General features: G+C 55.4%; 6 protein-coding genes. 3 read left to right on the top strand and 3 right to left on the bottom strand.

The annotated features are described in order from the left end of the window. Positions 1-17: 17 nt before the first annotated feature. Together H144_RS0105200 and H144_RS0105195 are read right to left on the bottom strand one after the other, a co-directional pair. Positions 18-1526, bottom strand: a complete 1509-nt coding sequence (locus H144_RS0105200; protein ID WP_019940983.1) for a glycosyltransferase family 39 protein — start codon at positions 1524-1526, stop codon at positions 18-20. 114 nt (positions 1527-1640) lie between these two features. Continuing rightward, a complete protein-coding gene (locus H144_RS0105195) occupies positions 1641-5105 on the bottom strand; it encodes a ThuA domain-containing protein (RefSeq protein WP_019940982.1) in 3465 nt (1154 codons plus the stop codon). Between the two features lie 236 nt (positions 5106-5341). Here H144_RS0105195 and H144_RS0105190 point away from each other — a divergent pair, with 236 nt between their 5' ends. The 3 genes from H144_RS0105190 (at position 5342) to H144_RS0105180 (ending at position 7392) form a co-directional block, all read left to right on the top strand. Continuing rightward, positions 5342-6076 (top strand): NUDIX hydrolase, encoded by a 735-nt coding sequence (locus H144_RS0105190; RefSeq protein WP_019940981.1) that lies wholly within the window; start codon positions 5342-5344, stop codon positions 6074-6076. 147 nt (positions 6077-6223) lie between these two features. After that, entirely contained in the window at positions 6224-6655 is a 432-nt protein-coding gene (locus H144_RS0105185; protein WP_019940980.1) for a response regulator, read from the top strand. Between the two features lie 86 nt (positions 6656-6741). Next, complete coding sequence (locus tag H144_RS0105180; RefSeq protein ID WP_019940979.1) at positions 6742-7392, top strand: response regulator; 651 nt, start codon at positions 6742-6744, stop codon at positions 7390-7392. On the opposite strand, the gene H144_RS0105175 is transcribed toward H144_RS0105180, so the two are convergent. After that, complete coding sequence (locus H144_RS0105175) at positions 7325-10372, bottom strand: sensor histidine kinase (RefSeq protein WP_019940978.1); 3048 nt, start codon at positions 10370-10372, stop codon at positions 7325-7327. The genes H144_RS0105180 and H144_RS0105175 overlap by 68 nt on opposite strands. Positions 10373-10382: the final 10 nt, after the last annotated feature.

The following is a 10382-nucleotide window of genomic DNA, read 5'->3' as shown; positions in this document are numbered from 1 at the left end:
AAGGCTCATGCATTACCCTACCACCGCTCCGCCTCGATCTCCTTCTCCAATCTCCCCCGAAAATCGGCCTTCGCGTCTTTGAATACATACACCGCCGTGCCCCATTCCCGCGAAAAAAGGTTTGTGACCGAATCGGATTTGAAACCCGATGCGAACAGCGGCCCGGTTTCCTGCATTTCGTCGCCTTCGTCGCCCCACGTTTTGACGCGGATCAGGTGCTTGTAGTTTTTCGTGAGGTCGAACCAGTTGATGTAGTCGGCGTTGAAAGTGACGGCGCGGACGCCCATTTGGGTATAATAATTAATAGCCCCGGCCTGCCCGTAATTGTCGCAAAGCACGAGGGTGAGGTTGTCGTCGGGCATGGCGGCGTAGGCCTTGTCCACTTTGCCGGCCAGTTCGCGCCAGCCTACCATATCCGCGAAATCCTGCGGCAACTGGTGGTCCTTGCCGTCCTCCCAGCGCAGCATGCCGAGCTTCCGGTAAGGCTCCGGGTCGGCGATGATCTGTTCGGGGGTTTTATTGGGAAATGCGACCTGGAAAAGCGGTATAAAAAGTACGACCGGGATTAAAACGAACAATGCGCGCACCCAGGCCGCATTCACTTTTGCCCCCACAAAAACGGCCCCGAAGGCGATGTAAATAGGGTAAATGCCGATCGCATAGTAGCCCTTCGCGCGCAGGTACACGAAAAGGCATAGCGTGATCACCATCGAGAAAAAGAACAGCCGGTACGGTACCAGTGGCCTGTAAACCAGCAGCCCGTACAATCCCGCGACGATCACGGCCAGCGCGCCCATGAAGTGCAGCAATTGTTCTTTGAGGAAATCGGCACGGCTTACGTTCACCAGCTGCGTTTTGGCCAGCAAGTGCATATGATGGATCACCGGGAAGCCATTTTGGTATTGCCAGATCAGGTTAGGCGATATCAATACCAATGCCGCCAGCAAGGCAAAGTAAACGTGCCGGTTCAGCAGCAAGGTTCGCTGGCTGCTGACCAAAATTGCCGGCAGCAAGCCTATCACGGCGAATGCAATGTTGTATTTATTCAAAAAACCGACCGCAAACACCACCGCAAAGCCGTACAGCCAGCGCACGCTCCGCGACTGGATGTATCCGATCAGGAAAAAATAGAGTGAGGTCCAGCAAAGTACATCGAGGGAGTTGGGTTGGAAAAGCTGGTTTAACCGCAATAACACCGAAAAAACAACGCACGAACCCGCGAGCACACATGCGTACAAATTCCCGCCCAGCCGCTCCACGGCTTTCCATACCACGAGTAACGTCAGCGCCCCGAAAAGTGCCGGAAAAAACCGCACGGCCCATTCGCCGTTACCCAATGCCTGGATAATCCACCCGATCAACGACGTCGCCGGCGGCACCGAAAGGTAGCCCCACGCCAGGTGGTTCGCCTGGTCGAGGTGCAAGTATTCGTCGCGATGGAGCTCGTATTCCGGGATAATGAGAAAGTATTGCAGCAGGAATTTAAGGGCAATGAAGGCAAGCAGCAGGGCGGTTCTCTGGTTCATTTCAGTATGGTTTTCAGGCTCGTGAAGCGTCGGCTTCCGAAAAGTATACCGATTATACAAAAAACATCCTCCCGAAACCAGGAGGATGTTACCAGCGGGTGCCTCAGCTTGCGGTTATTGCGCCGCAGACGTGAGCACCGCCTGCGCATTCATGACGACCATCAGACTGCCGGATGCTTTGGAAGGGTTTACAAAAATCATATACACATCGTGCAATTTCGCGTCGGGTGCGGGAAGCTTCACGGGAATGTCCAGCGCCGAAGGCTTGAAATCCAGCTTGTCGCTTGGTTCCAGGTAGGCCGACTCGCCGATGAGCCTGCCGGTCGGGCTATCGAGCCGCAGCTCGATCTTGCCGCCGGCCGCATTGAGTTGCGGTTTCGGGGCCATCGCCATCACGCGGAACGCCGTCACGCCGTTCAGATCCACCTGTTTCAAGCCCATGTAAGCGCCCGTTTTCGCTGGTATGGCGAGGTTATTGCCGCCGTAGGACATTTTATTGACATTGTCATACACATCGAACCCGTGCACGTCCATCGTCGCATTCCGCAGCACAAACGTCTGCTCGGAGCGCAACGCAGGCAGCCCTTTCGCGCCCTTGTCCTCGTACGCGGCGCGCACCACGAACACGCCCTTACCCTTGTCGCCATTCGGCAGTGCGGCCGTGTAGTTGCCTTTCACCGGCAGCGACGCCTTCGCCCCATCGGAAGAGAGACTGAGAATGTATTTCACCATTTCCGACGCATCACCGGCCGATAGCTGCGGGTGGGCGGCCATCGGCGTTTCGCCCCACACACCGCTCCCGCCGTTGATAACCTTCTTCGTAAGCGTTTCCACGGCCGTGCCATTGCCCTTGTATTTGCGGGCCACATCGGCATAGGCCGGGCCGATCGACTTCTTGTTCACGCTGTGGCAGGCTTTGCAATCGCTCGCTTCGATGAGTTTCTTACCCGTCGCATTTACAGCGGCCGCGTCGGCCGAGCGATGTCCCTGCGCGATTGATACCTTGTCGAAACCTTCCGGCAGGTAATCGATATTCACCGCTACACGTTCCTCGTCGATGCCGCTGCCGAGGGTGCCGTCCTCCTTATCCTTCACTTTAACATCGTAGGGAAACGCTTTGCCGGCCTCGAAAAACGACTTGTTCGCCCCCGGCATGTCGAGGCTCAGCACCGGCGCTTCGTTGCCCACGGTAATGTCCGTCGATTGCGTCGAAATGCCGCCTTTGCCGTCGCTTACCGTCAATGCTGCCTTGTATACCCCCGTTTTGGCTAGCGTAAGGGCCGCGTCGCGGGTGTTTATGGTTTTGGTAAAACCGTTTTTGGAAGTGATTTTCCAGGAATAGGTCAATGCGTCCCCGTCAGCATCGTCGGTGCCGGCTGCGGTGAGTTTCAATGCCAGCGGGGCAGCTCCGCCCTGCTTGCTGGCGGCCATTTCGAGCTTCGGCTTGCGGTTGCCGCCGTTGTATTCGATGCGGATCAGGCGGGCATCGTCGTTCGCGCTGAACCAGCCCGAGCCGTATTCGAGCATATACAAGTCGCCATTTTGGGCAAATTCCATATCCATCGGGTTCGAGAACTTATAGCTGGGCATGAAGCGCTCCATCGAAGCATAATTGCCCTGCTCATCCATTGTCACGGCCATGATCCAGCCGCGCATCCACTCGTAAGCGAGCAGTTTGCCATTATAATAAGCCGGAAACGCACCCGGCTGCGGCGCCCCTTCCGCCGTTTTGAAATCATCCGAATAAAACACCGGGCCGGCCATCGCATTGCGCCCGCCCGCACCTACGAGCGGAAACTCGGGCGAGGCGTCGTAAGGATACCATATGAATGCCTTTTGCGCAGGCGGCAGCACTTTCAGTCCGGTATTGCTAGGCGAATTGTTCGTCGGCGCCGCTACGTCCCACTTCTCGCCCGACTGGCTGGCCGTAAAATCGTACTTGTTATAGGCCTTGTTATCACCCACGAAATGCGGCCAGCCGAAATTACCGGCCTTGCGCGCCTGTCCAACCTCGTCGTGGCCGGCCGGGCCGCGGTTCGGATCGGGCTTCGCGGCATCGGGACCCACCTCTCCCCAATATACGTACCCGGTTTTGTGGTCTACCGAAATGCGGAAGGGGTTGCGGTGGCCCATCGTGTAAATTTCAGGGCGCGTTTGCGGCGTGCCTTTTGCGAACAGGTTCCCTTCCGGGATGGTGTAAGAGCCGTCGGGTTGCGGGGTAATGCGGATGATCTTGCCGCGGAGGTCGTTCGTGTTCGCCGACGATTTTTGTGCATCCCAGGCTTCCCTGCCGGGACGTTCGTCACTCGGGCTGTACCCGTTGGAGCCGTGCGGATTGGTATTGTCGCCCGTCGAAAGGTAGAGGTTACCCGCGTTGTCCCAGGCAATGGAGCCGGCCGTATGGCAGCATTCTTCACGCTGCGTAGGCACATCGAGCAGGATTTTACGTGACGCCAGGTCGAGCTCGTCGCCTTTCAGCTCGAAGCGGGCCAGGACATTCTTCGACTCTTCGGGATCGGAATAATAGAGGTAAATCCAATGATTTTTTGCAAAATCCGGGTCCTTGTTCAATCCGAGCAAACCGTCCTCTCCCATCGACTCCTTTCCTTCCTTGCTCACGTATTTCGTACTCACGGGCAGTTTGGCGATCGTTTTCAGCTCCCGGGTTTTGGTATTGAAAAGCCGTACCTCGCCTTTCCGCTGGATAAACAGAATGCGCCCGTCGCCGAGCACGCTGAGCTCCATCGGTTCGTCGAGCTTTTCGGCCAGTACAACTTTCGAAAATCGGTTTTCCTCCGGCCGGGCTTTGGCGAAATCCACGGGTTTCGGTGCGTCCCCGCCCGCGGCATAGCGAATACCCGCCCAAAGGTGGTTCAGGAAAAGCGGCTCCTGGAAGGTCTCGTCGGTATGCCCCATAGCCGTGTAGAACGACCGCCCGCCGTCGAACTCCTGGTGCCAGCTCATCGGGTGAAAATCGGGATTTTTGCCGCCTTTGTAGCTCTTTTCGTCAATTTTCAGGACGACGTTGATTTTCGGGGAAATGTTTTTAAAACTATAAAACTCGTCGCTCCGCTCAAATTCGTCGGGCATTCCCTGTGTGGCCCAGTGGTTTTTCTGCGTCACGATAAACTTCCCTTTCTGCACATTATCCGGCATCGGGTGGTCGAGGAACCACGCGCCGGCCAGGGCGCCGTACCAAGGCCATTCGTATTCGGTATCCGTCGCCGCGTGAATGCCAACATAGCCGCCGCCCGCCTGAATATAGCGTTCGAACGCATTCTGCTGGCCTGCGTCAAGGATATCGCCCGTCGTGTTCAGGAACACCACCGCGTTGTATTTTTTGAGATTGCTTTCCTTGAACTGCACGGCATCCTCGGTAAAGCTGACGCCGAAATTTTTCTCCGCTCCCATTTTCGCCAGCGCCTTTTTGCCCGCTTCGATCGACGCATGTCTGAATGCGGCCGTCTTGCTGAACACCAGCACCTGGAACGGCGCGTTTTGGGCCAGCAAGGTGCCCGGCAATGCACCCGGCAGGAGGCAGCAAAGCATCAGGCCGGCGCGCTGTAAAATCTTCTTCATCTGGTCAGGTTGTTTGAATTAGTGACGCGCAAATGTAAATCAAAAAGTAATATTGTCTATATTTGAGACAATAAATTTTATACTACTTAATATTTTATCAATACAATAATTAGTCGAATTGGCGGCGATATGGGTATGGACTTGAAAAAGCCGGCAAATGTTCGGGCAGGTTTTTGGGCGACGCGGCGCTTTCTGCGATATTGCCGGACCAAACGCACGACCATTTCATGAGAGACATGCATTCACCGAGTGAACAGGACTACATTCAACAGCTTTCGATCGATTGCGTCATATTCGGCTACCAGGACAGCCAGCTGAGCGTTCTGGTCCCGAAGCTGAATTTCAAGGGTGATTTCTGGGCATTACCGAGCGGATTTATTTACCAAAACGAGGGCATAGACGAAGCCGCCCGCCGCATTCTCGAAACGCGTACGGGCATCAAGGACATTTACCTGGAACAGTTCCGCGTGTTCGGCAATGCGCCACGGAGCAACATCACCTTTCTCGAACGCCTCATCCAGCTCAATGAGGACACCCTCGGCGACCAGCGTTTCAACCGCAGGGAATTCGACTGGATCACGCGCCGGTTCGTTTCGATCGGCTATTATGCATTGGTGGATATCAGCAAAGTGGTGCCGCAAAAGACGGAAATCGACGAATCCATCGACTGGTACCCCGTGCGGGCATTGCCGGCGATGATCATGGACCATGCCGAAATGGTGCAGAGCGCGTTGCATACCTTACAGCTCAACCTCGACGAAAAGCTGATCGCATTTAACCTGTTGCCGGAGCTATTTACGATGCGCGAGTTGCAGGAGCTCTACGAATCGATCTTCGACCGGGCCTTCCCGCGCAACAATTTCCAGAAAAAGATCCTCGACCTGAACGTGCTCGAACGCCTCGAAAAGAAGTTTACCGGCGCGGCCAACAAGGCCCCTTTCCTCTACCGTTTCCGTCGGGAAAACGTCTGAATGCCCTATTTCACGATCAGGGTCGACGGCGCGCAGGCCTGCCAGCGGGCGTTGTGGCTCCAAAGCCACAACCGGTTGCGGTGCAAGCTACTTTAAATGCGGCCCGATCGCCGGACTTTTGCACCGGTTTAAAATTTACCCCTGAGAATGAAATTTCAAAAGACCCTCAAAGTACTGGTTTTTGACACCCACCCCATTACGCGTAAAGGAATAAGGATGATGCTCGAAAACATGACCATCATCGCCAACGTGTCCGAAGCAACCACCGACGCGCAGTTTTACCAGCATCTTTCCACCACCGGCTTCGACCTCATTCTCCTCAGTGTGAATGAGCCCGACACGTTCAGCGTTGGCAAGCTCTCCGCCCAGCTCGGCCGCACCGTGCTGCTTTACACCGAGGAAGGCGCCGAGAATGCGATCGACCTCATGACAATGGGCGGCGGCGCATGCATGTCCAAAAAGTGCATTGATGTGGAACTTCGGGAAGGCATTACGGCCGTGCTCGCCAACCGGCGCCATGCGTGTACCTACACACGTGCGATGGCCGACAGGATGATCACCCAATCGATCCACTTCTGACATCCGGCATTTTGTAATTCGGTTTGGAATGTGTTAATTTCAGAATGACGACTGTTTCGTCAGCCTGAAATTACCCTTCGCAACCAATGCCGCTTTCGATACTCATCGCCGACGACCATCAGCTCGTCAGAAAAGGACTTCAGATGGTCGTTAAGGACGTCCTGGGATTCCACGTGCGGATCGAATTCGCGGAAAACGGCAGGCAGGTGATGGAAAAAATCAGCGAAACCGAGTTCGATATGCTCATTACCGACCTCACCATGCCGGATACGAACGAGCTTGCATTGATCCCCGACATCCTTCGCATCCGTCCGAAACTGCGCATTCTCGTCGTGACGATGAAGCCCGACAAGGTTTTTGCCACCCGTTTTTTCCAGGCCGGCGCGTTGGGGTATGTCAATAAAAACGAGCCCGACGAAGTGCTTGCCGAGGCGGTCAGCGTCGTAAGCCAGGGACGCCGGTACATTTCCCGGTCGCAGGGCGAGATTTTTTCCAATGCGTTGATGGGCAATGTGGCCAACACGCCGTTCGACAAGCTTTCGAAGCGCGAGTTTGAAGTAGCATTGCTGTTGCTCAAAGGGTATGGCGCGCTGGAAGTCTCCAATGCATTGCATATCAGCGCCTCCACGGCCAGCAGTTTCCGCTGCCGGGTTTTTGACAAACTGGAAATCAAGAACCTTCTGGAACTGAACCATCTTGCCCAGCAGTACCAGATCGACGCCGATCCGGAAGGCTGATCGTAAATGTGCTTCCTTTCCCCGGTGCGCTCGCCGCGGAAATATCTCCGCCCACGTAATCGAGCATGGCGTGGATGAGCAGGCTGCCCGTACCGCGGTTGCCCGCCAGCCTGTCACGACTCATGAACAGCGCAATTTGCTCCTCGCTCAATCCCTGGCCGGTATCGGCCACCGAAATCAGCAAACGCCCTGCCACCGCTTCGCACGACAGCGTCACGTCCCCGTCATAGGTATTCTTGTTGGCATTGTCGATCAGGTTACGGATCACGACGGACAGGATCTGGTAATCCGAAACGCATTCCTGTCTGGTGCAAACAATATGCAGCCGGTTATGGTTAACCTTAAACAACTCCTTGTACAGCGAAGCGATTTCCTCGAACAGGTCGTCCAGTAAAAAGACCGTCTGGCTCACCTTGAAACCCTCGCGCTGGGCCCCGATCCACATAAAGAACTGCTCTGTAAAACCCAGCAGGTTTTGCGTACCCAAATGCAGGTCCGACAAATAGGTATCCAACTCGGCGGGCGGAAGCTGCGCGTGATTTTTCAAAAGATTACCACTGATGAGCGAAATAAACCGGAGCGGCGAACGCATATCATGCAGTACCATCGTGATCACATGGTCTTTGAACCGGTTGCTTTCCAGCAGCGCCATTTCCGACCTCGCCAGGTCATTTACGGCATTTTTGAGCTCGGAAGTGCGGTTCGAAATGGTATTTTCAAGCTGCGCGGCCTGCCTTTCCAGCTTGGTAAGCCGCCTTTGGAACAACAGATAGCCAATCAGCACCGACGCGCAAATGCAGAGCAGGTAGAACCACCAGGTATTGTAAAACCAGGGTTTCACGGCAATGGGCAGTACCAGTTCGCTGGCGCCGTTCGGGAATGCTTCGCCGCTTCGCCGGACAATGAGCTGGTAATCTCCCGCAGGAAGGCTGTTGATCGTCAGCTGGCCGGTTTTGTCCAGCGCACGCCAGTCCGCATCGAGCCCGGCGACCTGGTATTCGAGGCCCAGGTTTTCGAAATTCCCGAAATAGGGCGATGAAACATGTACGGAAAGCCGCTTGAAATCCGGGTCGAGGCTGATGCCCCCCGCATTCACCGGCGTGAGCTGGTTGTTCAGCATGAGGCTATCGGCAAAAATGCCTTTGACAGGGAAATAGGGCTTCACTTTGCCGGGATAAAACCAGACCAGCCCTTTCATCGTAGGCAGAGATAACAAACTGTCTTTCAGCCACAAATAGGAAGGATCGCAGCCACCATTAAATTCATTGGTAGGCAGTCCGTCGGAACGATCGAAGCGGAAAAAGTACACGTCTTTCGCCCTTTTTTCAGCATAAGCTGTCAGGTCGCCCTTGCGTACTTTGAAAAGTCCGTTGTTGGTTGGCAGCCAGAAAAACCCTTTTCCGTCCTCGACGAATGAATGCACCGTTTTCAGCGCCTGCCGCGGTCCGAGGGGCATGCGGTAAAGGCGGTCGTTTTGCAGGAGGTAAAAACCTTTCCCGTAGGTGGAAATCCATAGTTTCTGCTCCGTTTCGGCATACACGGTGCGTATCTGCATGGAATCCAGCACGGACTTGTCAATGCGGTTACGCGTGTAATCATACCATTTCAGGCCATGATCGGTACATACGAGAAAATATGCGGGCCGGAGCTGCCGGGCGTAGAATATTTCAGCCCTGACCGGAAACGCCTTGAAATCCGTTACCCGGTCATTTACCAGCCGTGCAAAACCGTGGGGTTGACCAAAAAAATAGCCGCCATCCGCCGCCTGACTGAAATGCACGAGCCCGTGCTCCAGCGGCGAAATGTCGCGCACGAGATTCCTTCGCAGATCCAGCTTCCGCAGCACATAATCCTGCGCATAGTAGAGCTGCTCGTCCGGCGTCGTGAAAAGCAAGGCCGAAATATCGTTTTTAACAGGTAAAGCACGCGGCGGGGCATCCAGCGACACGAGCAGGTTTTTCACGACCAGCTTACCTTGTCCCACGGCAGCCTGCGCGTAGATGCTCTGGTGCAGGACGGGCGACGAAAACGGCGGCGCCATAAACCGCGACCGCCGCACCGCGAACAACCCGTCGGTGGCCGACCCCAGGTAGTACGTATCCTGCTGGCGCACGTACCGTATACTGCTTAGCGATGGCATCGCAACATGTTCCAGCACGGTCCGCGACCGGAAAGCACCCTGCCCGAGCCAAACCAGGTACAGGTTTTCCCCCGCATAAATATAAAAACCGTCGTCACCGGGAAAGCATTGAAAATTTCCCGCAAGAAAATGGCTTTCCGACGCCAGAGGGCCGGTAATGGATTGATATTGAGGCAAGCGGCGGCCTTTCCGCCACACTTCGATACGGTTGCCCGGCAAAACGCTGACGAATAACCGCCGTGCCGAGATCGTGTAACGCGGCTTGCGGCCCGTGTAAGTCGCGATCTTCACTGGCGCGGCGTGGTCCGGTGATAGATAGAGCAAGCTATCCTCGTTTCTCAGGTAAATTTCGCTGTCGGAAATGCTGGACGCGTATGGAAACGGGCTCGGACCCAGCCGGCTGTAAAAACCGGCTAGTTTTTTCAGCACCGCGCGGTCCGCGATGGCCAGGCCCTGCTGCCCCACGTGCATGGACGATTTGGGCATCAATACCGGCGCAGGGGCGGCATACTTGCCCGAAACGGCCACTTTCAGGATTTGTTCGCCGTATACCCTCGCGTACACCGTACCGCGTGCGTCGGTGGTGAGGCCCTCCATCCGTTCCGATTCCAGTCCTTTGATCTCTGCCGTGCCATAAGTTTCGAATCGCTGGCCGTCATAGCGCACCAGGCCCATTTCCGTAGCCAGCCAGCAGAAGCCCCATTCATCAAATGCAATGTCCTTCACGCTGCTTTGCGGAAGGCCATTATCCGTATTGTACTGCGATACGATCAGCTGCTGCCCGGTAGCCGGGAAGCTACACAGAATAAGCGACATCAACGCTGATAACAGGGCTTTCATGATCGTTTCG

Source organism: Dyadobacter beijingensis DSM 21582 (assembly GCF_000382205.1).
Classification (GTDB): Bacteria; Bacteroidota; Bacteroidia; order Cytophagales; family Spirosomataceae; genus Dyadobacter; species Dyadobacter beijingensis.
This window is presented reverse-complemented; position numbering and strand designations above follow the sequence as displayed.

Coding starts and splice junctions, on each gene's coding strand:
- H144_RS0105175 (WP_019940978.1), bottom strand. CDS start 10,372: ATGAAAGCCCTGTTATCAGCGTTGATGTCGCTTATTCTGTGTAGCTTC.
- H144_RS0105200 (WP_019940983.1), bottom strand. CDS start 1,526: ATGAACCAGAGAACCGCCCTGCTGCTTGCCTTCATTGCCCTTAAATTC.
- H144_RS0105185 (WP_019940980.1), top strand. CDS start 6,224: ATGAAATTTCAAAAGACCCTCAAAGTACTGGTTTTTGACACCCACCCC.
- H144_RS0105195 (WP_019940982.1), bottom strand. CDS start 5,105: ATGAAGAAGATTTTACAGCGCGCCGGCCTGATGCTTTGCTGCCTCCTG.
- H144_RS0105180 (WP_019940979.1), top strand. CDS start 6,742: ATGCCGCTTTCGATACTCATCGCCGACGACCATCAGCTCGTCAGAAAA.
- H144_RS0105190 (WP_019940981.1), top strand. CDS start 5,342: ATGCATTCACCGAGTGAACAGGACTACATTCAACAGCTTTCGATCGAT.